23 protein-coding genes, 1 tRNA gene, 3 other RNA genes and 2 pseudogenes are annotated in these 26,723 nt (G+C 52.1%); 9 read left to right on the top strand and 20 right to left on the bottom strand.

Going from position 1 to position 26,723, the window contains the following annotated elements:
* Window positions 1-37 precede the first annotated feature (37 nt).
* On the bottom strand, window positions 38-1,162 hold the full coding sequence (locus tag J4650_RS14850; protein ID WP_000940825.1) for an aryl-sulfate sulfotransferase: 1,125 nt from the start codon (window positions 1,160-1,162) through the stop codon (window positions 38-40).
* A 149-nt stretch (window positions 1,163-1,311) separates the two neighbouring features.
* Here J4650_RS14850 and J4650_RS14845 point away from each other — a divergent pair, with 149 nt between their 5' ends.
* Window positions 1,312-2,319, top strand: a complete 1,008-nt coding sequence (locus J4650_RS14845) for a substrate-binding domain-containing protein (RefSeq protein ID WP_023993638.1) — start codon at window positions 1,312-1,314, stop codon at window positions 2,317-2,319.
* Here the strand turns inward: J4650_RS14845 and J4650_RS14840 are convergent.
* The 11 genes from J4650_RS14840 to J4650_RS14790 form a co-directional block, all read right to left on the bottom strand.
* Window positions 2,310-2,428: non-coding RNA, RtT sRNA (locus tag J4650_RS14840), on the bottom strand. The genes J4650_RS14845 and J4650_RS14840 overlap by 10 nt on opposite strands.
* 34 nt (window positions 2,429-2,462) lie before the next feature.
* A non-coding RNA gene (locus tag J4650_RS14835) (RtT sRNA) lies at window positions 2,463-2,596 on the bottom strand.
* Window positions 2,597-2,631: 35 nt separating this feature from the next.
* Window positions 2,632-2,765: non-coding RNA, RtT sRNA (locus J4650_RS14830), on the bottom strand.
* 34 nt (window positions 2,766-2,799) lie between these two features.
* A tRNA-Pro gene (locus tag J4650_RS14825) sits at window positions 2,800-2,876 on the bottom strand.
* A 90-nt stretch (window positions 2,877-2,966) separates the two neighbouring features.
* Window positions 2,967-4,658, bottom strand: a complete 1,692-nt coding sequence (eptB, locus tag J4650_RS14820) for a kdo(2)-lipid A phosphoethanolamine 7''-transferase (protein WP_001269257.1) — start codon at window positions 4,656-4,658, stop codon at window positions 2,967-2,969.
* Between the two features lie 217 nt (window positions 4,659-4,875).
* On the bottom strand, window positions 4,876-5,403 hold the full coding sequence (gene lpfE, locus J4650_RS14815; RefSeq protein WP_000792957.1) for a long polar fimbrial protein LpfE: 528 nt from the start codon (window positions 5,401-5,403) through the stop codon (window positions 4,876-4,878).
* Between the two features lie 5 nt (window positions 5,404-5,408).
* A complete protein-coding gene (gene lpfD, locus J4650_RS14810) occupies window positions 5,409-6,488 on the bottom strand; it encodes a long polar fimbrial protein LpfD (protein WP_000914254.1) in 1,080 nt (359 codons plus the stop codon).
* Between the two features lie 17 nt (window positions 6,489-6,505).
* Entirely contained in the window at window positions 6,506-9,034 is a 2,529-nt protein-coding gene (lpfC, locus tag J4650_RS14805; protein ID WP_000220310.1) for an outer membrane usher protein LpfC, read from the bottom strand.
* Window positions 9,035-9,056: 22 nt separating this feature from the next.
* Window positions 9,057-9,755, bottom strand: a complete 699-nt coding sequence (gene lpfB, locus J4650_RS14800; RefSeq protein ID WP_001082123.1) for a long polar fimbrial chaperone LpfB — start codon at window positions 9,753-9,755, stop codon at window positions 9,057-9,059.
* Window positions 9,756-9,839: 84 nt separating this feature from the next.
* Complete coding sequence (lpfA, locus tag J4650_RS14795) at window positions 9,840-10,364, bottom strand: long polar fimbria major subunit LpfA (RefSeq protein WP_001519917.1); 525 nt, start codon at window positions 10,362-10,364, stop codon at window positions 9,840-9,842.
* Window positions 10,365-10,881: 517 nt separating this feature from the next.
* Window positions 10,882-11,586 (bottom strand): autotransporter outer membrane beta-barrel domain-containing protein, encoded by a 705-nt coding sequence (locus J4650_RS14790; RefSeq protein WP_000637072.1) that lies wholly within the window; start codon window positions 11,584-11,586, stop codon window positions 10,882-10,884.
* A 156-nt stretch (window positions 11,587-11,742) separates the two neighbouring features.
* Between J4650_RS14790 and tag the strand changes: the two genes are divergently transcribed.
* Both tag and J4650_RS14780 read left to right on the top strand, forming a co-directional pair.
* Window positions 11,743-12,324: a DNA-3-methyladenine glycosylase I gene (gene tag, locus J4650_RS14785; RefSeq protein WP_001188418.1), complete on the top strand. Its 582-nt coding sequence runs from the start codon at window positions 11,743-11,745 to the stop codon at window positions 12,322-12,324.
* Window positions 12,302-12,742 (top strand): N-acetyltransferase, encoded by a 441-nt coding sequence (locus J4650_RS14780; protein ID WP_000619902.1) that lies wholly within the window; start codon window positions 12,302-12,304, stop codon window positions 12,740-12,742. The genes tag and J4650_RS14780 overlap by 23 nt, the downstream gene beginning before the upstream one ends.
* Here J4650_RS14780 and J4650_RS14775 read toward each other — a convergent pair.
* Entirely contained in the window at window positions 12,711-15,044 is a 2,334-nt protein-coding gene (locus tag J4650_RS14775) for a molybdopterin guanine dinucleotide-containing S/N-oxide reductase (protein WP_023993640.1), read from the bottom strand. The two genes, J4650_RS14780 and J4650_RS14775, sit on opposite strands and share 32 nt — an antisense overlap.
* A gap of 152 nt (window positions 15,045-15,196) precedes the next feature.
* Between J4650_RS14775 and J4650_RS14770 the strand changes: the two genes are divergently transcribed.
* Together J4650_RS14770 and ghrB are read left to right on the top strand one after the other, a co-directional pair.
* Window positions 15,197-15,859 carry an OmpA family lipoprotein gene (locus J4650_RS14770; RefSeq protein WP_000747548.1) on the top strand — a complete coding sequence of 221 codons (663 nt, stop codon included), beginning with the start codon at window positions 15,197-15,199 and terminating at the stop codon, window positions 15,857-15,859.
* 218 nt (window positions 15,860-16,077) lie between these two features.
* Window positions 16,078-17,052, top strand: coding sequence for a glyoxylate/hydroxypyruvate reductase GhrB (gene ghrB, locus J4650_RS14765; protein WP_023198076.1), 975 nt, complete (start codon window positions 16,078-16,080; stop codon window positions 17,050-17,052).
* Between the two features lie 49 nt (window positions 17,053-17,101).
* On the opposite strand, the gene J4650_RS14760 is transcribed toward ghrB, so the two are convergent.
* Entirely contained in the window at window positions 17,102-17,812 is a 711-nt protein-coding gene (locus tag J4650_RS14760; protein ID WP_000190524.1) for a DUF3053 domain-containing protein, read from the bottom strand.
* Between the two features lie 438 nt (window positions 17,813-18,250).
* Between J4650_RS14760 and J4650_RS14755 the strand changes: the two genes are divergently transcribed.
* The 3 genes from J4650_RS14755 to cueP all read left to right on the top strand — a co-directional run bounded on the left by J4650_RS14755 (window position 18,251) and on the right by cueP (window position 19,754).
* Window positions 18,251-18,541 (top strand): HTH-type transcriptional regulator, encoded by a 291-nt coding sequence (locus tag J4650_RS14755; protein WP_000455790.1) that lies wholly within the window; start codon window positions 18,251-18,253, stop codon window positions 18,539-18,541.
* Between the two features lie 287 nt (window positions 18,542-18,828).
* A complete protein-coding gene (gene cspA / locus J4650_RS14750) occupies window positions 18,829-19,041 on the top strand; it encodes an RNA chaperone/antiterminator CspA (protein ID WP_000014594.1) in 213 nt (70 codons plus the stop codon).
* Window positions 19,042-19,214: 173 nt separating this feature from the next.
* Entirely contained in the window at window positions 19,215-19,754 is a 540-nt protein-coding gene (gene cueP / locus J4650_RS14745) for a copper-binding periplasmic metallochaperone CueP (RefSeq protein ID WP_000047148.1), read from the top strand.
* A gap of 371 nt (window positions 19,755-20,125) precedes the next feature.
* Here the strand turns inward: cueP and J4650_RS14740 are convergent, their stop codons facing one another.
* From J4650_RS14740 to J4650_RS14725, 4 genes and pseudogenes are all read right to left on the bottom strand, one after another.
* Window positions 20,126-20,611, bottom strand: a complete 486-nt coding sequence (locus J4650_RS14740; protein WP_000533909.1) for a GNAT family N-acetyltransferase — start codon at window positions 20,609-20,611, stop codon at window positions 20,126-20,128.
* Entirely contained in the window at window positions 20,599-20,886 is a 288-nt protein-coding gene (locus J4650_RS14735) for a DUF1778 domain-containing protein (protein WP_000965886.1), read from the bottom strand. The genes J4650_RS14740 and J4650_RS14735 overlap by 13 nt, the downstream gene beginning before the upstream one ends.
* Before the next feature lie 165 nt (window positions 20,887-21,051).
* A pseudogene (locus tag J4650_RS14730) lies at window positions 21,052-21,610 on the bottom strand (isochorismatase family cysteine hydrolase).
* Between the two features lie 88 nt (window positions 21,611-21,698).
* Complete coding sequence (locus J4650_RS14725) at window positions 21,699-22,901, bottom strand: MFS transporter (protein WP_023201740.1); 1,203 nt, start codon at window positions 22,899-22,901, stop codon at window positions 21,699-21,701.
* A gap of 84 nt (window positions 22,902-22,985) precedes the next feature.
* Between J4650_RS14725 and J4650_RS14720 the strand changes: the two genes are divergently transcribed.
* Window positions 22,986-23,636 (top strand): GntR family transcriptional regulator, encoded by a 651-nt coding sequence (locus tag J4650_RS14720; protein ID WP_023993641.1) that lies wholly within the window; start codon window positions 22,986-22,988, stop codon window positions 23,634-23,636.
* Window positions 23,637-23,754: 118 nt separating this feature from the next.
* Here J4650_RS14720 and J4650_RS14715 read toward each other — a convergent pair.
* Both J4650_RS14715 and glyS read right to left on the bottom strand, forming a co-directional pair.
* Window positions 23,755-24,183: pseudogene (locus J4650_RS14715) on the bottom strand (IS3 family transposase); the annotation flags it as partial.
* A gap of 466 nt (window positions 24,184-24,649) precedes the next feature.
* Window positions 24,650-26,719, bottom strand: coding sequence for a glycine--tRNA ligase subunit beta (gene glyS, locus J4650_RS14710; protein WP_001291735.1), 2,070 nt, complete (start codon window positions 26,717-26,719; stop codon window positions 24,650-24,652).
* Window positions 26,720-26,723 lie beyond the last annotated feature (4 nt).

The raw sequence follows: 26,723 nt of genomic DNA, 5'->3' as shown, positions 1-26,723 counted from the left end.
CAAAAAAATAACCGCCAGCGCGGGCTGGCGGTCTGCATTATTTCAACCAACTAATGGCATCAGCGGCATAGCGATGCGCACGGAAGGCGCTGTTCTGTTTTCCAGGAATAATGCCTTTACTGAGGTGCTCCGGATATTCATTAAAGAACGGAATGATATATTCCCATACCGTTTCGCCTTCCGGAGTAACTTCAAACAGGCGGCCAAACGCCGATTCACAGATAAAGGTGTTGCCGTTCGCCAGCCGCTGCGCGCTCCCCATATACGGCGAGAAAAACGCCGGCGGGAAGATATCGCGATACTGCCAGGTAATCGCTTTGGTCTGCGGATCGAACTCCAGCACCGTGGAATGCGGCGAGGTGACGCCGGGACGCAGGTTGCCGTTATCGAAAACCAGAATCGACCCGTTCTCCATCTCAACCGGCGTGTGCTGTTGCGCTACCACTTCCGGCCCTGCATGCCAGATAACCTTCCCGCTCTCTTTATCCACGGCAATAACGCCGGAAGTGGTACGCAGGCTCATCAGTACCAGGCCATCGCGGGTGACGGACAGGCCGTTAATCATCGGCCAGTGGCGGCGGTCGAAAATATCATGAATCGGGAAATCTTCCGGATTCAAATGCTCCCAGGCACGCCATTCCCAGACCACTTCACCGTCGCGATTGACCTCTTTGACGACGTCGCTCTGAATCACGCCGTCCGGCGCATCGCGGCGCGGGTCGCCGCCGGTAACACGGGCGGCGATATCGGCAGGTAACGGCGACGCGGCGGTATACAGCAGATTACCGTTCGCCAACCATTGCGCATCATGGTGATGGTAAATATCTTCGTAATGCCAGACGATTTCGTTATCCGGCGTCACTTCGTAGAAGTCGCCGCCGTGCCAGAGATCCCACGCCGGATAGAGGTTCGCTGAAGTGCGGTGGCTGCCGTTATAACCCAGATTACCGTTCGGCAGCAGCACCGCATCACGCCCGGCGCGAACCGGAAGCTGCCACTGATGCGCGACTTCGCCCTGCTCGTCCACCAGGTAAACCCGCCCTTCGGCGGTTTGCGGCGCAAAGAGGGTATAGCCGCCAAAGCTCTTCGCCTTATCAGCGTAGATAAGGCCCGCCGGACGGCGTCCAAGGGTGAAAGTCGAATCCTGAGTTAAGTGTGCCACATCGCCTCCTGAGGAATAAATTTGCGCCAAAATACCCCATTAAAACGTTTTAATGAAGAGTTTTTTACGATCCTCACTGAAAAAAAGCAAACGTTACCGTCTGGTAAATATGCTACCCTGTGCGCAAATTTTCGCAGGTCAGGAAGCAGATGGCTGTTCAAAATAAAAAACGCGCAAAGTTGATTGATGTTGCCCGCCATGCAGGCGTGTCGCCAGGGACGGTATCCAATGCCTTGCACAACACCCGCTTTGTCGAGCCGCAGACGCGACGGCGTATTGAAGAGGCCATTGTTGCGCTCAACTACACGCCGAATATTCGCGCCCGCCAGTTGCGAACCGGCAAAACCAATACCATTGCCTTGCTCTCTTCGGTGCCGCTGGCGATTGCCTCCGGCGCATCACGACTGGGATTTATGATGGAGGTGGCGTTAACGTCCGCGATGATGGCGCTGGAAAAACAGCATGCGCTGATTCTGGTGCCGCCGGGGGCAAATCCACAGGATGCCGTCAGCTTTGACGCGGCGATCCTGATTGAGCCGGCGGAGAATGACCCGCAGCTCCAGGCGCTGGCGCAAGCGGGCATTCCCTGCGTCACCATTGGCCGCACGCCGGGGACCGACACGCCTGTGCCGTGGGTTGAGCTGCACTCGGCGGCAACAGCACAGCTTCTGCTAACGCATCTGGAGGCCTCCGGCGCCAGCAAATGTGCGTTATTTGTCGGTAACACACGGCGAACATCAGTTCTGGAGAGCGAAGCGGCTTACCATCGCTGGTGCGCGGGACGCCAGGCCCCCGTCGTCTACTCTCTCAATGAAAGCGAGGGTGAAAATGCCGGCTACCAGGCCGCGCAGCAGCTATTACAGGCGCATCCCGACGTTGACGGTGTGCTGGTGCTGATCGACACCTTTGCCAGCGGCGCGGTACGCGCTTTCCAGGAACAAGACATCGCCATACCTGAACAAATGCGGGTGGTTACTCGCTATGACGGTATCCGCGCGCGCGAATCGCTGCCGCCGCTGACGGCAGTGAATATGCATCTTGATGAGGTGGCGCGACAGGCAATCACGCTATTATTTGATTTGCTGGCGGGCAAGAAGGTCAACCACAGCGACGGGATCATGCCTGAACTGGTGGTGAGAGCGTCAACCTGCCGGTGATAGAGGGTGGCTCGCCCTGCGGGCCGTTGCTGGCGCAACGTTCTCTCGCTTCGCTCGAGTCGAACCTCTTGCCCCCGGAGGTTCTCATCCTCGTCAGGTTTCAGATACAAAAAACCCTGCTCGTTGAGCAGGGTTTCTGAATTTGGTCGGTGATAGAGGATGACTCGCCACTGCGTGGCTCGCCCTGCGGGCCGTTGCTGACGCAACGTTCTCTCGCTTCGCTCGGGTCGAACCTCTTGCCCCCGGAGGTTCTCATCCTCGTCAGACTTCAGATACAAAAAAACCCTGCTCATTGAGCAGGGTTTCTGAATTTGGTCGGTGATAGAGGATGACTCGCCACTGCGTGGCTCGCCCTGCGGGCCGTTGCTGACGCAACGTTCTCTCGCTTCGCTCGAGTCGAACCTCTTGCCCCCGGAGGTTCTCATCCTCGTCAGACTTCAGATGCAAAAAACCCTGCTCGTTGAGCAGGGTTTCTGAATTTGGTCGGTGATAGAGGATTCGAACCTCCGACCCCTTCGTCCCGAACGAAGTGCGCTACCAGGCTGCGCCAATCACCGAATGCGGGCGCATCTTACTGCTCAGGCGCACGCCCGTCAATCCCTTAGTCGCAAAATACAATTCAATCGGCGAGAAAGTCGGCAGACAGCCTACTTCGCGGCGACTTTCTGCGCATCGGGAATATGGCACCAGTTGTTGTTCTGGTTAATGCCGCCATCCGGCGATGTATACCCCAGGCAGCCCATTATCGTATCGTACAGCTCCACATGACGACGCGGCACTTTGATCTCCGCCTGCTGCTTCAGGTGAGCGAACATCTGCGCATGTTGCGGACTGGCAAGATATTTATCCGACATCCATACCAGCATCGGAACACGGAATTGCTCCGGCGGCGCCATATTGCGCGGCGTACCGTGCAAATGTTCGCGTTCGTTAATCGACTCGCCGTGGTCAGCCGCGTAGAACACAATCGCTTTTTTATCACGTAGCTGATCGAACACACTGGTAATAAAGTGATCAACATAGGTCACGGAGTTATCGTAAGAGTTGATCATCTGCGCTTTCGTGCAGCCGCTATCGACCCCAATACATTCGGGCTTCCACTGAGCGTAGCTGCGCGGATAACGTTGCGTATAGTTAAAATGCGACCCCTTAGTATGCAGGATAATCAGATGCTTACCCTCCGGGTTCTGGGCAAGCGAGTTCTGCATCTCATCAATCAACAGCATGTCATCAACCGTTTTACCACGGTTACGCGGCTCGGCGCCGATCTGCTCGCGGTAGGAGATATTATCCGCCATGGTATTGCTATAGAACCACATCTCGCTCTGCATGGCGTACAGATCGGAACTGAATCCGAGCTGTTTGAGAACGGCAAACACATTCTGCTCTTTTAAGGTACGCTGCGGGTTATTATCCGCCCCGCCTTCCCGTACAAACATACAGCGTAAAGAAAGCTTCGTCGCGGTATCGCAGGAATAGCCGCGGAACGCCGCCAGATTTTTTTCCTGCGCCAGCTTCGGCGTGGTATTACGCTCGTAGCCGAAAATCCCCATGTGATCCCAACGGGTCGTCTCACCGATAATGAAAACGACGTAGGTGTCATCCCCATCCTTCGGCGCAACATAGGTAAATTTCCTGGCCGGGTTTATTAACGAATTATTGTCCGACGATTCATCTACCTGCGCCCAGGCATACAGCCCTAACGCAGATAACCAGTTTGAAGGCAGATAGGAGTTCGCCACCACGCCGCCATAGCTGGGTAAGTCGATGCCTGTCGCCCGTTCAACCTTTTTTTGCTGTATATCCAGCAGGCGGATAGGCGCCCACACCATTACGCCTGCGAGTACCACTACAGCGGCGCTGCGAAAACGCTGCCCCGGCGTACGTAGCTGGCGCAACAACGTGTAGCGACAGTGGTTACTCCAGATAAAGATGAGCGGAAGCACGCTCACGGCAATCAGCCACAATACAAAGTGCAGCCCCACCACCTCTTTCGAGAGATCGATATCGGTGGTCATAACAGACGCAATAATGCCGTAGCCAATCACCACGTTCAGGAAGGTCATGTAATAACTGGCGCCAGCGGAAAACAGCACCACCAGCGTGGCCAGCACACGCCAGACGCGTCGGCCAAACAGTGAAAGAAGACGAAGTAAGAAGAAAGTGACCAGCACCGTGGCGCCCAGTTCGACAACTGCGGAGAGGCCTTTCCAAATGGTAAATTCTTGTGCATAACTGCCGAAACGGCGGTAAAACACGGCGCAATTCATAAACAGACCGATATAGAGCGCAAGCAAGAAACTAAGTTTCTGTTGCGTCATCGATTTAATGTATCTCATGCAAACAAACCCTGGGAATCGGGATAAAAACGACCTGTACAACGATTCTGTAATCAAACAGGTAAATATGCGGCTAACGCAGATGTAAGAAAGTCTACAAGCACGGTTAAGTAGACCACAAGCAGAGGGGAAAGTGGCAACGGAGAGTGTGATCGGAGAAGATTTTTACAAAAAATCACTAAAAATGGAAAAGGGCCAGCGAACTGGCCCTCAGTGATTATTCGTATGTGACGCTAAAATTCACCGTCGCATTCGCTGTGCCAACGGTGGCATCCGGCTTAACAGGCACATAGCTGGCGATATAGTTCAGCTTGTTCGTACCATCAAACCAGACAGTGTGTTCGACAGGCGTAGAGTCGGTACTGGAGGGGTATTGTTGCTCCCCACCAGATGTTTTAATTTTTAACGCCACGCCCGTCGCGCCGCCGCTATCCAGGGCAAAAAGCGAGGGGTCAGTCGGGTCTGGAGAACCGTCCATCGTAACGCTGGCCTTTGTGGCATACGCGCAATCTTTTAAGCCGATGCTAAAGTTTTTCTGGTTCAGCTCTTTACCCACTTTTACCGGGCGCTGAAGCACCACGGTCTCCATATTGACGTCGATACTGTCGTTTTCCAGTTCACAGGTAGCCGCCTTAATAGTAATGGTAAAGTGGATATCACCAGCAGAACCGATATTAGACGGTGCCGCCATCGCGGAAGCGGTAAGCAGTAAACACGCTGGCATCAAAGCATGAAGGTTTTTCATCCTGCTTACTCCACATCAATACGCATGGTGGCAATTCCCTCGAAATCCCCGGCGGCCGGCAATTTGCCGGTGGTACTGATGGGGTAAGCCGAAATGGTCGTTGAGGCGGTACGGTGCGTGTCGTCAACAAGACCCGATACGCTCAGCTCCTGATTAACACTGGCGTCATTTGGCACCAAAATTTTACCGTTAGCGCCCTCAATGACGGCACCGATATCCGGGTTGCCCATGTCGATGGCATTCGAATCATTAGCGTTTGGCATTCCCTCAATACGCAGGAAGATCTTTATGCCATCCGAGATATTGGTGCATTTAAACTGCAGCTCTTTGGTGAATTTCGTGGCGTTCTTTGCAACTTGTCCTTTGCGATCTTTAAAATCAGTGGCCTTAAATTCCCCAAACGGAATTTCCAGCGTGCTGCCGCTGGAGAGTTCACAGCCCTGAGGTACCGTAATTGAACCACTGATATATACAGACGACGCAGGTATACTGCCATATACACTGGGTTTCTTTGTCACAAAAAGGTCCATTATTTTGGTGCTAGGTATAATACTTTCACCCACAAACGGATGGAGAATATAGAGCGATAAGTGACCTTTGCCACCGGATGTCCATATTGCATCTTTACTACTTGCATTTTGCGAACACTGAGAGCGGTTGTTTGTCAGGTTACCTACATTCTCAAACGGTGTGTTAACGTATTCTCCTCGTCCCCCCGAAATCAGTACATCGCTCGCAATGGCAATATTATTATTGATCTGGTAATAGGAGCGACTCTCTATATTCGTAACAAAGGCCAGAGGAACCACAGCCTTAAATAAGGTGTCATTTATAAGAGAGGTATCATCAGGGCATTCACAGGACATCGCATAGGTTCCACCTAAATTCCAGCTATCGAAATCTACGAAGGTCGCACCCGTTGTGTTCTTTGACGTATCTGAAACTGTTTTATTTATGGTGGCACTGAAGATATGTGTTCCACCTTCAGGAGTACATGGTCCAAAATCTGCCGCTGCCAGCGCCTGCCCCGAAAACAGCACCGACCCGCCCAACAGGCCCGTAAACATTATCAACTTTTTCAACATAATCGTTTCCTTCCCTGTTACCGGCAGACGGCATTCGCCATCACCACGCCGGTATTATCCTGTTGTTCCGGCAGCGTAAACGCCACGCGGCATTGCTGTGCCTGGTCTTTACCCCAGTTCACCTGAAGGGCACCTTTCTCCGGCATCCCGCTGATATAAAGCTGACCGTCTTCACCCACAATGCTGCTGGACTCTTTTGTGGTATCCAGCAGCGTGGCGGTAGCACCAAACGGCACCGCTTTGCCATTGGCCTGCGTCAGGTTCATCAGCACGCGATAGCCCACTCGGGTATCGAAGCGGGCACGAACAATCGCGCCGCGCGTCGGCACTACGTTGACGGAGGCGGTATCCAGGTCAACCTGGTTGTTCAGGCTGTCGCTTCGCAGTGAGACTTCCGTTTCACGGTACGGAGTGAGATAAGGCACGACCGCATTACCCATCCAGTCCACTTCCACACCACCGTTGTTGATCACGTGCGCGCCGCGCGCCCCCGGTGCGGAGATAATGGCCATGGATTCACCCAGCGGTTGAGAAAGAGTGATGCCTTCGCTATGGGCTATCACACCGCCGCGCAAACCGTAGTTCACCTGCTGGCCGTCACGGTTGTAGTTGTAACCCAGGCTGGCGCTACCCACGCCGCCCTGGTAATCCAGGTTCACGCTGCCGCTGTTACCCACGCCGTTGCTGCCGTAGCCTTCCTGCACACTATAGTTCAGGTTGTGGTCTTCCAGCGCGGTGCCGCTCACCCCTAACTGCTGGTTGGTTCGGCCATGCTGATCGGTCGTGAGGTGGTAGTTACTCCACACGCGTCCCAGTGGAATCGACATGGAGAATGACAGTAAACGATCGCTCTCATCCCACTCCGGGCTTTTCGTCCAGGTGTAAGCAACGCTGTAGTTCACGCGGCCAATACGGCCGTTATAACCGGCATTCAGCGAACGCTGTTTACCTTCATCGTTCCAGTAGTCCTGCTGCGTGACGTTAAAATAGACCGAGCCCCAGGCGCCCAGTTGCTGCGTCACGTTGCCCTGAATCTGACTACGTTTGTGGTACTGGCTATAAGAGCTGTCCGCATCGCTGCGCACATCCGTCGCTTCCTGGAAGGTGTAATAGCCGCTGGTCGAATACTTGTAACCCAGCAGACGGAAATCTGTACCGCTGTTAAAGCTCTTGGAGTAGAGGAAACGATAAGACTGACCTTCCGAATTATCCTCATTTGCCAGCTTGCTTTTTGCCTGGGTTACATCGATGGAGATCGCGCCGATATAGCCGAAGTTTTTACCTAATCCTCCCGCCAGCGAGTAATAGTCGTCAGAGAAGATCGCACCACCGTAAACGGTAAAGCCATATGGCAGGCCGTACATGGCATCAAGCTGCCCGAATTTCGGCTCGGCGCTGTTATAGTTCCCGGCACGGTATTCCCCGGCGGAAAGGCTGTACTTGAGATGGCCTTCACGCTGGAGGAGCGCCACCGAGGAGAACGGCTGAACGAACTTCTGCTCACTGCCGTCCGATTCTTTAATGGTGACCGTCAGGTCACCGCTGTTTGAGGTTGGATACAGGTCGTTAATTTCAAACGCACCCGGCTGAACAAACGTACGGTAAATAACGTAGTTGTTCTGCTCAACGGTAACTTCGGCGTTACTTTTGGCAATACCCCGGATGACGGGCGCAAACCCGCGCTGGCTGTCAGGCAGCATCTCTTCGTCGGAAGTTAACTGCACACCGCGCATCTGAACGCTGTCAAAAATATCACCGGCAGTGGAGGTATCCCCCAACGTCAGCTGTGATTTCAGCGGTACAATGGCACGGCTTAAGGATGTGCCAATGTTATCCCATGTGTTGTTACCGTCGTTTCGCGTCCAGGTGCTATAGTTACGTAACCGCCATGCCCCCAGGTTCATACCGCTGCGCAGATTCAGATAGTAGCTGTCGCTGTTGTAGCTGGTTTCACTGTCGTGTGCGTCATAGCTGGCGTTGCTGCCGGAAAAGTTATAATCCACCAGCAGGGCATTCACCCCTTCGTCCCACTGCGATTCTGGCACCGTACCGCGCGCTGTCTGCTTCATCGCAGCCTGCGGGAAGCTCATGATCAGGGTCTGGTCTGCAAAGTCGAAATGGCTGGCGGCCTGGGGAATAATGTCGTCAAAAGCAACACAGGCTTCAGGCGGGGCCATTTTCAGCGCCGGGAAGCTATCAATACGCACGCCCATATCTTCAAGCTGCACGCGGCTTAAGCACGGCACCAGGGATTCACCCATTTTTGCGCGCTGCGCCTCTGTCGCTGCCTTAAACTCCAGGGTGCGAGACTCCATTTTTTTTTCGTTGACCACCACCGAGACGCGGTATTTACCAGGCAGGTGTTCAGCTTTATTGGATTCATACATTGAAAGGTCAACGTGCTGATCAATACCCGGCACATCCTCCAGAAAGCGCGGGTTAAATGTTCCCGCATACGCGGGGAGCGTACCCGCTATCATCAGCGCAAGCGCAGACTGCGTGAAACGCGAGGTCTTATTGCCCAGAGGAAGATGCGTCCATGTCATAGTAATAATCCTTTAAAACGTGTTAGTTAACGCGCTGTGTCAACATGTCGCCAGCAGTGCCAAAGTCATTAATAATGTTGTATTTAACTTCGCTTACCTTGCCGGTGCCGGCTGGCAGTTCAATATTCAATGAGCCTTTTGCCGGAACCATTCCCGTTTTTTCAATATCACGGCCGTTGGCATAAAATTTATTAAACGTCAGGTTAAAGGCAGATGGGTTTTCCACTTTGATCTGGTTAGCCCCTGCGCTGGTGAACTGCAGTTTGTTCCAGCCGTCCATGCTATTGCCTTTCAGGCCCGCCGGGCGATAGAACAGTTTTAAGCGGGTACGTACGGCGATCTGCAGTACGTTTTTAGCTTCCGCGTCTTCACTTTTGGCAGGAATAGCTTTTACGTTAATCCAATAAACGGACTCGCGATCCTGCGGTAACGTGTTCGTCGTATTAACAATACGTAAAACGTTATTTTTAGTCGGGCTTAATTTAAATAACGGTGGAGTGATGATAAAGGGCGTCTTTTTATTACCGTTAGCATCATCAATCCATGACTGAATGAGAAATTCATCCGTGGTGCTTTTATTATTTACCGTAAGAGAAGCTTCCTTTCTACTACCGTCATAAATAACACGCGTGCTGCTTAATGCCACGCCTCCGGCAAAACTGTTTTGAGCAATCAACGCCAGCACCAGTGCTGTGCAAGATATCAAACGTGAGCGGTTCATGATTCTCTTCCTGAGCCTCCGCTGGAAAAAATGGCAACGGGATTTCCGTTGCCATTATGATTGTCTGTATTAACGAAAATTCGATTATTCGTAGGACAGGTTGAAGTCCACTTCTGCGTTACCGTAACCAGTGGTTACAGTATCTTTTGTTGCAACGTAGTTAGCGGTGTAGTACAGCACGGTCTGACCAGCAGCCAACGTAGTGGTGGATTTACCGGTGTTCATTTCAACAAGCTTGTTAGCGTTGTCGTAGATACCGATGCCCACGCCAGTTGCCGCACCTGCTTCAGTGTTAACAGAAACCAGTGTCGCATCGTCTGTATCACCAACGCCATTGAAGCTTACGTTAACTTTGGTATTAGAGGTGATGTCACAGTCTTCCAGTTTGATCTGGAAAGGCTTAGAAGAAGACTTGTCGCCAATGGCTTTGAAGATATTTTTCTTAACCTGACCCAGCACAACTTCCTGGTTCTGAGAGTCAGTAGAAACGACGCATGGCGCGTCAACGATTTCACCGGTGAATTTAATGGTGCCGTCACCAGATTCAGCAGCGAAAGCAGAAGTGGAAACTACAGCGAGAGCAGACAGAGCAAAAACAACCTTTTTCATTAAAAACTCCATTTATGACGGTAGATAACAGAACGCATCCTTAGGATTATCTGCATTCTGTGAGGAAATGGAGTGTATAGAGGTGGGTATTGGATACTATAATTAGTATATATAAAAATAATTGTTAGTTAATCTTAAAAAGAATAGAAATCAATATGTTACAAATGCAAGGTACATAAATGTAATTTTTTATTAAGAATAAATTAATATAATTAATATATTATTTCTTCCTATTCATAAATAAGTTAAATGTCTTCCTTATTTATTAGACGTTTTTTTAACTACAATTGATTAGGTATTTGTGCTAAATAAAAAAAAGAGCACCAAATGGGTGCGCTGTACGCCTGGTGTTGCATGTGTTACGCAGACGCTTCGCTAACCCCCTCCCGCTGCGGCTGGCGAATAGTGGTGGAAACTGCCAGCGAGATGATTAACAGCGCAAAGATAACGCAGAAGGTTAGCATCCTACTTCCGCCACAAGAGCTGTTATCACTGCGTTTCGATGGTAATTTTTAAGTTAAAACCTGGCGCTCACCCCCAGGGTATACAAATAATCGCTATCCGTAGCGCTGTTTTCCGCCTGGGAAAACGCCGCATACGCCGCCAGGTGCGGGTTAAGTAACACGTCCGCGCCTACGGTGACATCCAACCAGTTTCCCGCCTGATTTCCTGCGGTCATACGACTCAACCCGGACTGCGCTTTCCAGATATTCTCCCCAAACTGTTGGTTATAGCTGATTTGCGCCCAGGGACGGACATCACCGAACTGCGAGTTTACCCGCCAGCCTAACGTACTGACGCTGGCGTGCCATAACGGATCGGTAAGCGCTAATGTCGTCGCGCTATCGCCATATTCGTTATACATTGATGACGTCGAACCGTCGTAATGCAGCGCCGCGACCGGCCCAGTGGTCACGCGTCGGGAAAGCGGAAAATTCCAGCCCATACTGATACCGCTGGTCGCATCAAGCGGGGTTTCATCCGCCAGGCTAAGCACCGGCCCCACCGTATTTTGCGTAGACTGAATACGTTCGGCCAGTATGTCGTTGTAATTCGGTTGGTGATCGCTGTCCCAGGTATAGCGTTCCGTCGTATGCCCCGGAGCCGCTTCAGCGATATATTCTTGTTGCCAGGCATACGTGGTATTGATAAAAAACGAGCAGGCCATAAGGCCCGCCAGACAACGCAATGTCCGGCGACCACGGCGTTTTCTTACAATCATCAACGCGACTCCAGAGTAGAGCCGAATTCGGCGATATTATTGTCATTGAATGAAGGATGTCGGGCATCAGCCCTGTATTAACTATTGTCCTTTTAGCGGGCCCGTCAAGGCGGGTTGAAGGAAATTTTCGCGGTAACCACAATAACGAGGAAGTCTATGCAGCGTTGCGACTGGGTCAGCCAGGACCCCCTTTATATTGCCTATCATGATAACGAGTGGGGCGTACCGGAGACTGACAGCAGAAAGCTGTTTGAAATGATCTGTCTTGAAGGTCAACAGGCCGGTTTATCCTGGATCACCGTGCTTAAAAAGAGGGAGAACTACCGCGCCTGTTTTCATCAGTTTGACCCGGTACGCATCGCAGCTATGCAGGAGGAGGATGTTGAACGCCTGCTGCAGAACACGGGCATCATACGACATCGCGGTAAAATTCAGGCCATTATCAGTAACGCCCGCGCCTGGCTTGCGATGGAGCAAAACGGCGAGTCTTTCGCCGATTTTGTCTGGTCATTCGTTGATGGCCAGCCGCAGATCACCCAGGCGGCCAGCCTGGATAAGATCCCCACCTCAACACCTGCGTCCGATGCGCTTGCTAAGGCATTGAAAAAACGCGGTTTCAAGTTTGTCGGTACGACTATCTGTTACTCCTTTATGCAGGCGTGCGGACTGGTCAACGACCATATTACCGGCTGTTTTTGCCATCCGGGAGAAAAACATGATTCGCAAATCCCAGAGTGAAGACATGGCGTCTATTCTGGCGCTGTGGATGAAAAGTACCATTTATGCCCATCCCTTTATCGAAGAACGTTACTGGCACGAGAGCGAAGCAATTGTACGCGACGTCTATTTACCCGCCGCGCAAACCTGGGTATGGGAGGAAAATGGACAACTGAAAGGCTTCGTCAGCGTACTGGAAGCCCGTTTTGTCGGGGCGCTGTTTGTCGCCCCCGACGCGTTAAGACACGGCATTGGCAAAGCGCTTCTGGAATATGTCCAGCAACGTTTTCCTCTGCTGAGCCTTGAGGTTTACCAGAAAAATCAATCCGCCGTAAACTTCTACCATGCGCTTGGTTTTCGTATTGAAGATAGCGCCTGGCAGGAGGATACCGCCCACCCCACCTGGATTATGAGTTGGCAGGCGGATCAAACGCCGTAAGCGGTAGCGCCGGGCCGGTATATTTCTCAAACCAGACCAGCGCGGTGTTGCCCGCACAACCGTTCCCCAGCCGGGAACTGGGAAGATCTTTTGTCAGGACGTTTACCGCACCGTTTTTGCATATGCCGCCTGCGGTAGGTTCAGGGTCCGGCCATGCGCCTTCGTGAATACAGATCACGCCAGGCCGAATTCCGTCGGTAACGATCGCGCCCGCCAGAACCTGCCCGCGATGATTCCAGACGCGTACCGTATCGCCATCGACGATTCCGCGCGTTGTCGCATCCTGCGGATGAATCGTCACCGGTTCGCGTCCGGCTACCGCATACCGCTCCCGTAATGAACTGTAGTTGAGCTGGCTATGCAGACGGTGCGCCGGATGCGCGGAAAGTAGCTGAACCTGCCCCGCATCGGCGTTCCCGTGCCACTCATCCGGCACCAGCCACATCGGATGACCGGGACAATCCGCGTAACCATAGCTGGCAATGCGCGCAGAATAGATTTCGATTTTGCCGCTGGCCGTTTTTAGCGGATGGTTATCAGGATCGCGGCGAAAATCCGCAAAGCGCACAAACTGCGCGTTGGCGGGATTTTCCGGCATCTCCAGTAAACGGTTAGCCTGCCAGAATGCGGCAAACGGCGGCAGCATCACCCCCTGGCTGGCGCCACGCTGGGCGGCAATATTGTAGAAAGTCTCCAGCCACGCCAGCTCGCTTTTTCCTTCGGTGAACCGAGCGTAACCGCCGACTTCCCACCGTTCGCTCAGTTCAGCAAAAACGTCAAAATCATTCCGCGCCTCCCACCGGGGCGACACGACCTGCTTCATCGGCGCCAAATGCTGATTGCTATAGTCGCCGGTCATGGTTAAATCGTTACGCTCATAGCCAGTGGTCGCAGGCAGAACAATATCCGCGTGTTTCGCGGCGGCCGTCCAGAAACATTCCGAGATAACGACCAGTTCCGGTTTTTGCCACGCGCGAATCAGACGGTTGGTATCCTGATGATGGGTAAAGTTCGCGCCGCCCGCCCACCAGATAAAACGAATATCCGGGAAGCGGCGATCCATCCCATTGTGTTGGTAAAACCCACCGGGGTTTTCCAGCGCCTCGACAATACGCGCCACCGGTATTTTATCTACCGCATCGACCCCGCCAGGGATGCTCCCCTGCATCGACGCTAACACGGCGGCGCGGCGCGTCGGGTTTCCGCCGTTAGCAAAATGATAAGAAAAACCAAACCCGCCGCCAGGCGTACCAATTTGCCCCAGCATTGCGGCCAGCGTAACGATCATCCAGTGCTTTTGCTCGCCGAACTGCTGACGCTGCATTCCCCAACCAGCCATCAACATGGTGGTGTTATGGTGAAATATTTCCGCCAGTTCGCGGATTTTCACCGCAGAAACGCCGCAAATTTCCGCCGCCCATTCCGCTGTTTTGGCCGTACCGTCGGTCGTGCCCAAAAGATAGTCGGCGAAGCGGTCATAACCCGTTGTGCAGCGGGCAAGGAACGCTTCATCCTGCCAACCGTTTTCCACCAGCGTATGGGCGATTCCCAACATTAACGCCACATCGGTGCCCATATGTAGGGCGATCCACTCCATCTTATCGCCAAAAAAGTCGACGCTTTCCGATCGCATCGGATCGATGCAGATCAGGCGCTTGCCGCTTTGTCGCAACGCCGCAAAATAGTCGAGCCCCTGTTCATCCGAGGCATTCCAGGCAATTTTCAGAGTATTCAGCGGGTTCGCGCTCCAGAGCACCACCACCTCGCTGTGTTCCAGCACCACCGGCCAGCTAGTCTGCTGCTGGTAAACCTCGTTGCCACCCACCACATAAGGCATGATAGCCTGCGCCGCGCCGGTGGAATAATCGCCAAGATGGCCGGTATACCCTCCCGCCAGCGCCATGTAACGCTGCAATAGCGTAGCCGCTTTATGCAATACGCCGTTCGAACGCCAGCCGTAGGAGCCGGCGAAGATGGACGATGGCCCATAACTTTCGCGAATACGTTTGTGCTGAGCGTGGATCAGATCCAGCACGTCATCCCAACTTACGCGAACAAACTCATCCTGCCCGCGTATGCCCTGCGGCTTATCGGGGGAAGCCAGGAACCCTTTACGCACCATCGGGAAGCGAACCCGCGTTTTACTGTGCACCTGGTCATGCACAACGGTTTGCAGGGAATTTTGGTGTGCCGTCGGGAGTTCGCCATACGAGGCAAAAATGCGTTCTCCGTCGGTTTCAACGCGGACTGGCCCCCAGTGTGCGGCGGTCAATACCGAATGACGCGATGGTGCGTGGGTCAAGGTTCGCTCCTGAATTATTGGGATTATTTATTTTGCCGATCAATGTTACTTACAAATTTCAGAGTTTTCCCTGGAATTTTCTTCATGTGCAGACGTCATAATCAACCGCCACGGTCGCTGTGGTAAAAATAAAAAAGTGATAAGGATTTAAGATGAAAAAACGTGTATTTGTGATTGCTGCCATCGTGAGCGGCGCCCTGGCAGTATCTGGCTGCACAACAAACCCTTACACCGGCGAACGCGAAGCAGGTAAATCCGGCATTGGCGCGGGTATTGGATCGCTGGTCGGCGCAGGCATCGGCGCGCTCTCCTCCTCAAAAAAAGATCGCGGTAAAGGCGCGCTGATTGGCGCGGCGGCTGGCGCGGCGCTGGGCGGCGGCGTGGGTTACTACATGGACGTACAGGAAGCGAAACTGCGTGACAAAATGCGGGGCACAGGCGTTAGCGTGACGCGAAGCGGCGATAATATCATTCTGAATATGCCGAATAATGTCACCTTCGACAGCAGCAGCGCGACGCTGAAACCGGCAGGCGCTAACACGCTGACCGGCGTGGCGATGGTGCTGAAAGAGTATCCCAAGACCGCCGTCAATGTGGTGGGCTACACCGACAGCACCGGTAGCCACGATCTGAATATGCGTCTGTCGCAGCAGCGTGCTGACTCCGTCGCCAGTTCGCTGATCACCCAGGGCGTTGACGCCAGCCGTATCCGTACCAGCGGAATGGGTCCGGCGAACCCGATCGCCAGCAACAGTACGGCAGAAGGTAAAGCGCAAAACCGCCGCGTCGAAATTACCTTGAGTCCATTGCAGTAAACTACCGTACCGGGTAAGGCGGCATGCTTTACCCGGCCTGCATTATTCCCTCGCCAGACCGGATACACCTCGCATTATTCGGTATTCATTCACCATTTACCACGATACGGCTGCCGACAACGGGAAAATCGGCTGGTCGATTATTGCTAAGCGGGTTAATAATAAGCCTGTTCCGGTTGGCGCATGCCGCGCTTACCTTTTGATTTACGGAGAGTCGCATGAAGCCGTCCATCATTCTCTACAAAACCCTGCCTGATGATTTGCTGCATCGCCTGGAGGCGCATTTTACCGTCACCCAGGTACCGAACCTGCATCCGGAAACGGTAGCGCGACACGCGCAGGCATTTGCCAGCGCGCAAGGCCTTCTGGGCGCCAGCGAAACCGTTAACCGCGCGCTGCTGGAAAAAATGCCGGCGCTACGCGCGGCGTCAACCATCTCGGTGGGATACGATAATGTCGAGGTGGACGCCCTTACTGCCCGCAAAATAGTCCTGATGCACACGCCTGCCGTTTTGACGGAAACCGTTGCCGATACGGTGATGGCATTGATGCTGGCCACTGCCCGCCGCGTGGTGGACATCGCAGAACGGGTTAAGGCGGGTGAATGGACAGAAAGCATTGGCCCGGCATGGTTTGGCGTCGATGTGCATCACAAAACACTCGGTATCGTTGGGATGGGGCGTATCGGGATGGCGCTGGCGCAGCGAGCGCACTTTGGGTTTACCATGCCGGTTCTCTATCACGCCCGTCGGCGGCATCAGGAGGCAGAAGACCGGTTTAACGCCCGCTACTGCGATCTGGATACGTTGTTGCAGGAGGCTGATTTTGTCTGCGTGATCCTGCCGCTAACGGCAGAAACGCGACATCTGTTTGGCACAACACAGTTTGCCAGAATGAAATCGTCCGCCATTTTTATTAATGCCGGACGCGGCCCGGTGGTCGATGAAAACGCGCTGATTGCCGCGCTGCAAAACGGTGAAATATATGCGGCAGGTCTGGATGTCTTTGAGCATGAACCGCTATCTGTGGATTCCCCCCTGCTGAACATGTCTAATGTCGTCGCGGTGCCGCATATTGGCTCGGCAACGCATGAGACGCGCTACAACATGATGGCCTGTGCGGTGGATAATTTGATTGATGCGCTGCAGGGAAAAATAGAGAAGAACTGCGTCAACCCGCAGGCGGCGGGATAACGCTACAGGCCCGATAAGCGCTGGCTTGCGCTTATCGGGCAGACTGTCATTACTGGGTTGCGTTTACCGCCGCCGTCCAGGCCTGATTAAACGCCTGATGCTGCGAGGCCAACGGCCCAATCAACGCATTATATTGGCTGGCCTGCTGTGAGGTCGGGAACTGAATGCCGTTCGCGACAAAGCTCACCTGCTCGCCCTGTTGCGCAATATAATCGCCCACTTGTACCAACTGCTGCGTAAAGATCTGCGCCGCCGGGATCAGCGGCTGCAAAGCATCTGCCGGCACGGTGACTACTTTTTTGTAGACCTGATCAAACACAGGTTTCAGGTCATCGGCCTGCTTTAACGCGCCATGCGCGGCATCAGCCTGCAGTTTTGCATTCTGCAACTGTTGCGCCAGCACGCCTAACGAACCATTTGCCTGCCGCAGCGGCTCGCGTTGCGTCATATAATCCTGCGGAACGCGGATGGCGTTAACGCTATCGACCACCGGGCGCAGACCGGAATCCATCGCCTGGTTTACCTGCTGCGAGTAGCCATACAGTATCGCGTAATCAGACACGAACGGACCAAACTGTTTTTTCTGATCGGCCGTCAGCGTTGGTAAACGCTCTCCGCTACGCATTGCTGTATTCTGCAGGAAATCGACAAACGCTTTGCGCTGATCGCCTTCTTTATCAAAACACCCGCTCAGGCTAAACACCATTAATAACGCCACAACAGGCGCAAACCAGCGAGAGCAGGACTTACCTGTCGCCATTGTTAATACTCCTTTCACCCAAAAATGCGCACAACGACACCTGCGTGCCTGACGGCTTACAAGGATAGTCCAGGTCAGGCTTGCAGGATACCCTTTCCACGCGATCTTGTAGCGGAAAATTATGTTTATCTGCATCAATGCTTAATTTGTTATTTTATTGTTAATTTTTGACCTAACACTGCGATAAAAAACGCGGCAAGAAAGCTTTCCAGCGGGGGATGTAATATTTTTTTAATCTTTACAATTATTTTCTGAAAGACGGATATACCTTCCTGGATCAAATTGTTAGCGTCCTAAAAGTCGCGTAGCGTAAGGCATCGAAACGAATCGATAGCGCTTCCTGGCGGCGCGTCGCCCCCCACCCGCAAGTTTCCCGACTATTCTTAAGAGGCTTCGATGCACTTCACGATCCCGCTGTGTGATTTACAGGAGTTCTCAATGGAATATAAAGATCCGATGTTTGAGCTGCTGAGCAGCCTGGAACAAATTGTTTTTAAAGATGAAACGCGAAAGATCACCCTGACGCAAAAACCCAATCCTTTTACCGAATTTGAACAGTTACGGAGAGGGACGGGACTAAAAACAGATGAATTCGCCAGAGCGCTGGGCGTAACGGTTGCCATGGTTCAGGAATGGGAATCGAAACGCGAAAAACCCACGCCAGCAGAGCTTAAATTGATGCGCCTGATACAGGCGAACCCACGCTTAAGTAAGCAATTGATGGAGTAATTTTTACCCCTTTCTGTTTTAACGGTCCTGCGCAAGGACCGTTTTCCCCGCCCGATTACTGGCCTGGAGAAATAAAGTAAAATAAAAGTTGCATCGCCCGCCATTACATGAGTTAATGTGCTCAACGGTTTGACGTACAGACCATTAAAGCAGTTTAGTAAGGCAAGTCCCTTCAAGAGTTATCCATTAGATACCCCTCGTAGTGCGCATTTCCTTAACGCTTAAAAAATCTGTAAAGCACGCCATAACGCCGAAAGGCACACTTATTTTTTAAAAGGTAATACACTATGTCCGGTAAAATGACTGGTATCGTAAAATGGTTCAACGCTGATAAAGGCTTCGGCTTTATTACTCCTGATGACGGTTCTAAAGACGTGTTCGTACACTTCTCCGCTATTCAGAACGATGGTTACAAATCTCTGGACGAAGGTCAAAAAGTTTCCTTCACCATCGAAAGCGGCGCTAAAGGCCCGGCAGCTGGCAACGTAACCAGCCTGTAAGCTTAAAAAGCTCAGAATTTTGAATCCCTGCCTGGTGGCGGGGATTTTTTTTATTCCAATTCCCCCTCTCCCCCCAGCATAACTTTGCATTACTTTACCCTGTGTCCCTTTGACCTTTCCCTTAGGGGAACCCCTATAGTAGGCAAGGAGATTGTTCACAAGGAATTGAAGTTATGTCGAAATCATCATGGTTATTACTTTTGGGTTTATGCGCCAGCGGCTCCGCGCTTGCGGCATCCTCAGAATCCGCTTTTCTGGCGCAACATGGGCTGGCGGGAAAAACGGTTGAGCAGATCGTGGATACGATTGATCAGACGCCGCAGAGCCGTCCTTTGCCTTACTCCGCGTCGATTACCAGTACCGAACTCAAATTATCTGACGGGGAGCAGATTTATACGCTGCCGTTAGGCGACAAATTCTATCTCTCTTTTGCGCCCTATGAATGGCGGACACACCCCTGTTTTAACCACAGCCTTTCCGGCTGTCAGGGAGAAATGCCGAATAAACCGTTCACTGTAAAAGTGACAGACAGTAAAGGCGCTGTCATCGTACAAAAAGAGATGCAAAGCTATCGAAACGGATTTATCGGTGTTTGGCTACCGCGCAATATGGAAGGGACGCTCGAAGTAAGCTACAACGGTAAAACGGCGTCACATGCCATTGCCACCAGAGATGACAGCCAGACCTGTCTGACGGAATTACCATTACGTTAAAAAAATGCCCGATAACATAATGGGTTATCGGGCCTATAAAACGCCAACAAGATAAAATTAACAGAGTGCCTTGAGAATGCATAACGCCACAAGAATGGCAGAGGTGGGCTCACTTTGTACTGACCCCAAAAACCTGGACAGATTAACCGAGGCATCAGCGAAAGAGTCCATTTAATACATGGGCTCTTTTTTGTTTCTGGCTATAACTAAATAACATTGTCCGCAATCGGATTATCCATTCCGTTGCTTTCTTGCATCACGCGGATTCCTGTCTCATCAATATTTTGTTCGTCGTATTCTTCCTGAATTTAACCTTAGACGTTCTATCAAATTATCGCTTATAGCGATTTGAACATAACAGTCTTTGCATTCTATTGAGGGAGCCTAAGGAACAATGTTCGCTGCTGAGTTTGTGATGATTTGAAACCATGGTGAATGTAGAAATTTTTGGCTTCTTCGGTAAGTGCATGAACCATGATTGCACGTACACCAATATTCTCGGCAACCCGATAGCAACGAAGCACTGCATCATGAAGTAAATCAGCACCAAGCCCTTTTCCATGGAATGAGAGATCGACAGCAAGACGGGCAAGTATAATGACAGGGATGGGATCTGGCATGTTACGCCGAAGGTTGCCTGTCGCTTCTGTATGGTTGACGCTACCGGTGGCCAGAGAGTAAAAACCGGCTACTTGCTTCGTGTCTTTCTTGCACACCACAAATGTTCTGGCCGCTCCGAGAGCCTGGTTTTTGAGGCCCTTTTGCTTCAACCAGTCATCGAGCACAGCTTCACCGCTGACGAACTCAGCTACCTGATGAAAAGCGGACAAAGGTTCTGGTGCTGTTACACGTCCCACTGAGGTTTCCTTGCCAGCAGTTTTTCGATAACGGGATCATCTGCGACCGGTGCATCAAGCAGATTGATGAACTCCTCATATTGCTCATCGTTAAAGTTAAATACACGGCGGTCAAGGATCACTTTCTCGGCTGCCTGGCAGGCCGTTTCCAGAATGAAATCTGTACGTGACTTGTGAAGGATTTCCGCAGCTGCATCAATGAGCGCCCGCTGCGATTCCTTAGCTCTAAGGTTAAGTTGAACATCTGATTTCATGAGACACCCTTTGTATAGCATTTGCTTTACAAGAATAGCACAACCACCATGTATAGCAAACGATATACATCAAGTCGTCGTTTTTCATTTTTTGAATACTGATGTTCGCTTTGTGCCAGCAACGGGCGTTCATATGACCGGGCATTCCCGGTCATCTCCCCCCAGTACAATACGGTTATTTTGACGTCAGAAATTCATATTTTTATGCCCAGGCTTCTGATATTTCAGATGAACTGGTAACAAAAGCATGTTGGGGTAGAATTTTTTCAAGTAAAAACACATTGGTGTCATGATCTGGATCTGCGCAGCAATCACTCACAACGATGAGGCGGTAATCCAGGTCAAACGCTTGCCCGACTGTAGAAAGCACAACACCACTGGTAGTCACACCGGTAAGGATCAGGTTTTCGATGCCTTGAGCACGAAGGATCATCTCAAGTTCGGTAAACGAGAAAGCTCCGACTCTGCGTTTAACGATGACGACCTCATTTTCTGCCGGAGCGACATCAGGATGAATAGCCGTGCTCTCGTTGTCAGCCATAAAAATTCCATTCTCTTTAATCGAAGAGAAGATAGTGTTGTTTTTGCTGACCTCTGGATACCCCTCGCGAAATCCGACACTGACATAAATGACCGGTACGCCTGCCGTGCGCGCAGCGGCTATCAGTGATGCGGTATTGCGGATAACGTTTCCAGCGCTTTCTTGCGGGAGGAAATTGTTAAGGATGATCGTCTGAAAATCCATAACCAGCAGAGCGCTGTTTTTACTGATGTTACTGGGTTGATTTGACATAAAATTTCCGAAATTTGCAGATGAAGGGTAATGAAGTTCGTCAGCGCGTTGCTGACTGGCGATGTATTTTAAAGTTCCAGGCAGCTCCGGCTAGCAGGATGCAGCTGGTTGCCAGAAAGACGGCTCGCATACCGATGTGCCCGCCGACAAAGCCGCCCATCAGTGGCCCGATGAACTGGCCAGCGAACTGCGCTGCGACGGAATAGCCAAGAATGCTGCCCACCATACCTTCTGGTACACGATGACGTATCACTGCTGCAATACAAGGCAATAAGCCGCCGAGCGCCAGTCCCATAAGGAAACGCAGGGCAACCAGTTGCCACCCGGAGGTGACAAATGCCTGAGGGATCAGCAGTAAACCGGCCGCAGTCAGCGCCAGCGTGATAATGCGTAAATGTCCTATCCTGTCCGCCAGTTTTCCAAGCCATGAGGCGGAAATAATGCTGCCCAGAGCAGCAGCTGCCATCACATATCCCGCCACTTTCGTTATCTGAGAAGCGTCGCTGACCAGAGTACGCACATAGACCGTGATAATGGGTTCTATCGACATATTGGCCAGCATCAGCAGCAGACCGGTGCAAAGCATGCAGATAATGACAGTACGGGCAGGCAACAGCGACCAGCTCACTCCCGTTTTTGCCACTGTATCCGCAGGTTTATGCACTTCTTCGCGAATGAGAGTGAGGGTCATGATAAAGGACAGAAATATCAGCGCACCTGCAAAGAAAAAAGTGGTTCGAATACCGATCAGACCTGGGAGCCATCCTCCGGCAAGTGGACCGATAAGATTGCCAGCCATTACACCGGATGAAACAATCCCCAGCGCCCAGGCAGCACGTTCTCTGGGAGCCTGGACTGCGATAAGAATTGTCGCGCCGGATGAGTAGCCTCCTGCCAGGCCAACTAACAACCTTAGTCCGACAAGTTGCCCTATATTTGTCACCAGCCCCATAAGCGAAACAGTAACCGCCATGCCAAGGCTGGCTCTCACGAGCATCGACTTGCGTCCATATCTGTCACCGAGTTTCCCCCAGACAGGGGCAATCAACCCGGCAGAGATAAACGTTGCGCTGAATGCCACACCAGACCATTGAACGACCGCGGCATGCCCGCTAACACCCAGTTCTTCGACATACAAAGGCAGGAACGGCAGCATAAGAGTCATTGCGAAGACGGTTGAGAACGAGCCAATGAAGCAAACGAGCAGGTTTCGACGCCAGAAGCTGTTATAGAATTGGGTCATAGAAACACTCTTTATGGTATACCAATTTGGTATACCATAAAGATAATGCATTTCACTGTCAATTTTCGGGAGATCATTGCCGTCATGAGCCAGGCATCAGAGGTTGAAAACCAATTAAGAAAACTGATACTCAACATGGAGCTGGGGCCGGGTGAGCGGTTAACGGAGCGCTGGGCTGAAGCGACGTTTAACGCGTCCCGGACACCTGTGCGTGCAGCATTACAAAAGCTAGAGTCAGAAGGACTGGTCTGTCGTGACGGGTTACGCTGGATGGTGGCACCGATCGATGTCGCTGAAATTGAACAGCTGTGTATTTACCGCGAAATACTGGAAGTGTCGGCATTAAAACTTTCAGCCAGCCACATGACTGAGGAACAACTAAACGGTCTGGAAAATCTGCTCAAAGAGAAGAATGCTGATACATCTGAAGGGATTCTGGACGATGCCGGAACACGATTCCATCTTGAGTTAACCCGTCTTTGCCAGAATTTATTTATCATCGAAGGAGTAAGCGATGCCCTGCGGCGACTTTCACGGGCACGATGGCTCGACAAAGCACCGTCAAATCCCGCGTGGGATGATCATCGAGAAATAATTGCTGCGCTTCGGTCACGGGATACTGATAAGGCAGCAGAATTACTCGCCGTTCATCTCTGCGAAAGCCGCCTCCGTCTTCTCGACGCTATCAATTCAAGCAGACGTAGCCTGAGGGCGAGAGGTATTGTTATATCCTGATCATGTGGCGAGTTACACAACAGAATAACAAAGGTCGACTTTTCGCTCATAGCAGACATTTGCGTGAGCGTATCCACCGACGTTCAGGTTTCCTGATAGCATCCCAGTACAGACCTTGTTAATTTCTGCCTGGATAGCTCGTTAGGTGGTATTCAACCGGGCTGAGTCCGTTAAATCTAAGGCTAATTCGTCGGGTATTGTAGTATCGTATGTAATCCTCAACAGCTATCTTAAGTTCATCAATATCCTTAAATTTACTGGTGTAAAAACTTTCTGATTTTAAAGTCCCGAAAAAACATTCTGCACAGGCATTATCAAGGCAGTTGCCTTTGCAGGACATACTTTGGATGATGCCAAACTCTCGTAACTGATACTGGTACCATCGATGACGGCATTGCCAGCCCTGATCTGAATGAAGAACCGGATTGGTACCCGCATCAAGTCTGGCAAATGCCTTCATGAGTATGTCATCGATCATCGGCATGGTTGGACATTCTGAAATACTGCAGGAGATCGCTTCGTTATTGAAGAGATCAATAATGGGCGCAGTGCACTTTTGATTTATATACCCTTCATACTTCAAGTTGCTTATGTGTTGGCTACGGATTACTCGGCCCATCCATGGGCCTCGCCCTGACGGGCCGTCGCACGCGACGTTCAAATCTGCTCCCGGCAGATTTGTCGCTCACCCCAGTCACATAGTTATCTATGCTCCTGGGGACTCACTCCCTTGCCGCCTTTAAGCAACTCGAATTATTTTGGGTATAGTCAGGTGGGGCTTTTCTCTGTCTGCCTTTTGGTGAATACCTGAGACAAACAGTCTCAAGCACCCGCAGCTATTCTAACGCCAATATCCGTACCGCCAGCGTTAATGTATTCCTGAAATATTTCTTGCCAATCAATAGAAATAACCGCGTCTATGAGTTACAGAATTATTAGCGAATCGACTAGCACTCTTTACGTTATAAAAAAAACCTGCCCGAAAGCAGGCTTTTATTTATTTAACTGAACGCTTATTGCAGTAACGAAATATCCGCAACCTGCAGGAACAGTTCGCGTAGTTTCGACAACAGCGTCAGGCGGTTGATACGGATATCTTTCTCTTCCGCGTTCACCATGACATTTTCGAAGAATTCATCCACCGGCGCGCGCAGAGCAGCCAGCTCAATCAACGCTTCCTGATAACGACCATCGGCAAAGTACGGCTGAAGCTTATCACGCAGCACAACCAGATGTCTGGCCAACTCAATTTCCGCCGCTTCTTTCAGTACGGAGGCGTGGACGATATCGTTCAGCGGCTCAGTGGCTTTCGCCAGGATGTTGGAGACGCGCTTGTTCGCCGCCGCCAGCGCAGAGGCTTCTTCCAGGGTACGGAAGTGCGATACCGCTTTCATACGCGCATCGAAATCTGCCGGACGGGTCGGACGACGCGCCAGTACCGCCTGGATAGTGTCGACGGTGTAACCTTCATCCTGATACCAGGCGCGGAAGCGACCCAGCATAAAGTCGATCACATCATCGACTACGTTGGCATTGGTCAGCTTGTCGCCATACAGACGCGCCGCTTCTTCAGTCAGCGTTTGCAGATCAAGGTTGAGGTTCTTCTCAACGATAATACGCAGCACGCCCAGCGCGGCACGACGCAGCGCAAACGGGTCTTTGTCACCTTTCGGATGCTGGCCGATACCGAAGATACCCGCCAGAGTATCCATCTTGTCAGCGATCGCCAACGCACAGGCCACCGGGTTAGACGGCAGGTCATCACCGGCAAAGCGCGGCTGATACTGTTCGTTCAGCGCCACAGCCACATCTTCCGCTTCACCATCGTGACGCGCGTAGTGCATCCCCATCACGCCCTGGGTATCGGTGAACTCGAAGACCATGTTGGTCATCAGGTCGCACTTGGAGAGCAGGCCCGCACGAGTGGCGTGGTTGACGTCAGCGCCAATCTGACCGGCAATCCAGCCCGCCAGCGCCTGAATACGGTCGGTCTTGTCGCGCAGCGTGCCCAGTTGTTGCTGGAACAGCACGGTTTGCAGACGCGGCAGATGGTCTTCCAGACGTTTTTTACGGTCGGTATTGAAGAAGAATTCAGCATCTGCCAGACGCGGACGCACCACTTTCTCGTTACCGGAGATAATTTGTTGCGGATCCTTCGACTCGATGTTGGCGACGAAGATAAAGTTTGGCAGCAGCTTGCCCGCGTTGTCATAAACCGGGAAATACTTCTGGTCGCCCTTCATGGTGTACACCAGCGCTTCGGCAGGCACGGCGAGGAATTTCTCTTCGAATTTCGCCGTCAGTACCACTGGCCATTCCACCAGCGAGGCGACCTCTTCCAGCAGGCTTTCGCTCAGGTCGGCATTACCGCCAATCTTACGTGCTGCTTCTTCGGCGTCCGCTTTGATTTTGGCTTTACGCGCTTCGTAATCGGCAATGACTTTACCGCGCTCCAGCAGAATTTGCGGGTACTGGTCAGCATTGTCGATAGTGAACTCAGGCTCACCCATAAAGCGGTGGCCGCGAATGACGCGGTCAGACTGAATACCCAGAATAGTCGCCGGAATCACTTTATCGCCCAGCAGCAGAGTCACAGTGTGCACCGGACGCACGAAGTGGACGTCAGACGCACCCCAGCGCATCAGTTTCGGGATCGGTAGTTTCGCCAGCGAGGTGGCTACCATGTTCGGCACCAGCGCTTCGGTACTTTCGCCCTTCACGTGGGCGCGATACAGCAGCCATTCGCCTTTGTCGGTCTTCAGACGCTCGGCCTGATCAACGGTGATCCCGCAGCCGCGCGCCCAGCCTTCTGCCGCTTTGCTCGGTTTGCCTTCGGCGTCAAACGCCTGAGCAATCGCCGGACCACGTTTTTCGACTTCGCGATCGGGCTGAGATTCAGCAAGATTCGCCACTTTCAGCGCCAGACGGCGCGGGGCGGCAAACCATTCAACGTTACCGTGCGCGAGGCCGGCGTTATCCAGCTCCGCAGTGAAGTTCGCAGCAAAGGACTCAGCCAAACTGCGCAGTGCTTTTGGTGGCAGCTCTTCAGTGCCGATTTCCACCAGAAAAGTTTTCTCAGACATGGCC

Source organism: Salmonella sp. 32120201201600049SM, from assembly GCF_017572835.1.
Classification (GTDB): domain Bacteria; phylum Pseudomonadota; class Gammaproteobacteria; order Enterobacterales; family Enterobacteriaceae; genus Salmonella; species Salmonella enterica.
This window is presented reverse-complemented; position numbering and strand designations above follow the sequence as displayed.

What these genes read in the sequence shown, in the direction of transcription:
- J4650_RS14845 (WP_023993638.1), top strand. Translation starts at nt 1,312, where the DNA reads ATGGCTGTTCAAAATAAAAAACGCGCAAAGTTGATTGATGTTGCCCGC.
- eptB (WP_001269257.1), bottom strand. Translation starts at nt 4,658, where the DNA reads ATGAGATACATTAAATCGATGACGCAACAGAAACTTAGTTTCTTGCTT.
- lpfE (WP_000792957.1), bottom strand. Translation starts at nt 5,403, where the DNA reads ATGAAAAACCTTCATGCTTTGATGCCAGCGTGTTTACTGCTTACCGCT.
- lpfD (WP_000914254.1), bottom strand. Translation starts at nt 6,488, where the DNA reads ATGTTGAAAAAGTTGATAATGTTTACGGGCCTGTTGGGCGGGTCGGTG.
- lpfC (WP_000220310.1), bottom strand. Translation starts at nt 9,034, where the DNA reads ATGACATGGACGCATCTTCCTCTGGGCAATAAGACCTCGCGTTTCACG.
- lpfB (WP_001082123.1), bottom strand. Translation starts at nt 9,755, where the DNA reads ATGAACCGCTCACGTTTGATATCTTGCACAGCACTGGTGCTGGCGTTG.
- lpfA (WP_001519917.1), bottom strand. Translation starts at nt 10,364, where the DNA reads ATGAAAAAGGTTGTTTTTGCTCTGTCTGCTCTCGCTGTAGTTTCCACT.
- J4650_RS14790 (WP_000637072.1), bottom strand. Translation starts at nt 11,586, where the DNA reads ATGATTGTAAGAAAACGCCGTGGTCGCCGGACATTGCGTTGTCTGGCG.
- tag (WP_001188418.1), top strand. Translation starts at nt 11,743, where the DNA reads ATGCAGCGTTGCGACTGGGTCAGCCAGGACCCCCTTTATATTGCCTAT.
- J4650_RS14780 (WP_000619902.1), top strand. Translation starts at nt 12,302, where the DNA reads ATGATTCGCAAATCCCAGAGTGAAGACATGGCGTCTATTCTGGCGCTG.
- J4650_RS14770 (WP_000747548.1), top strand. Translation starts at nt 15,197, where the DNA reads ATGAAAAAACGTGTATTTGTGATTGCTGCCATCGTGAGCGGCGCCCTG.
- ghrB (WP_023198076.1), top strand. Translation starts at nt 16,078, where the DNA reads ATGAAGCCGTCCATCATTCTCTACAAAACCCTGCCTGATGATTTGCTG.
- J4650_RS14760 (WP_000190524.1), bottom strand. Translation starts at nt 17,812, where the DNA reads ATGGCGACAGGTAAGTCCTGCTCTCGCTGGTTTGCGCCTGTTGTGGCG.
- J4650_RS14755 (WP_000455790.1), top strand. Translation starts at nt 18,251, where the DNA reads ATGGAATATAAAGATCCGATGTTTGAGCTGCTGAGCAGCCTGGAACAA.
- cspA (WP_000014594.1), top strand. Translation starts at nt 18,829, where the DNA reads ATGTCCGGTAAAATGACTGGTATCGTAAAATGGTTCAACGCTGATAAA.
- cueP (WP_000047148.1), top strand. Translation starts at nt 19,215, where the DNA reads ATGTCGAAATCATCATGGTTATTACTTTTGGGTTTATGCGCCAGCGGC.
- J4650_RS14735 (WP_000965886.1), bottom strand. Translation starts at nt 20,886, where the DNA reads ATGCTATACAAAGGGTGTCTCATGAAATCAGATGTTCAACTTAACCTT.
- J4650_RS14725 (WP_023201740.1), bottom strand. Translation starts at nt 22,901, where the DNA reads ATGACCCAATTCTATAACAGCTTCTGGCGTCGAAACCTGCTCGTTTGC.
- J4650_RS14720 (WP_023993641.1), top strand. Translation starts at nt 22,986, where the DNA reads ATGAGCCAGGCATCAGAGGTTGAAAACCAATTAAGAAAACTGATACTC.
- glyS (WP_001291735.1), bottom strand. Translation starts at nt 26,719, where the DNA reads ATGTCTGAGAAAACTTTTCTGGTGGAAATCGGCACTGAAGAGCTGCCA.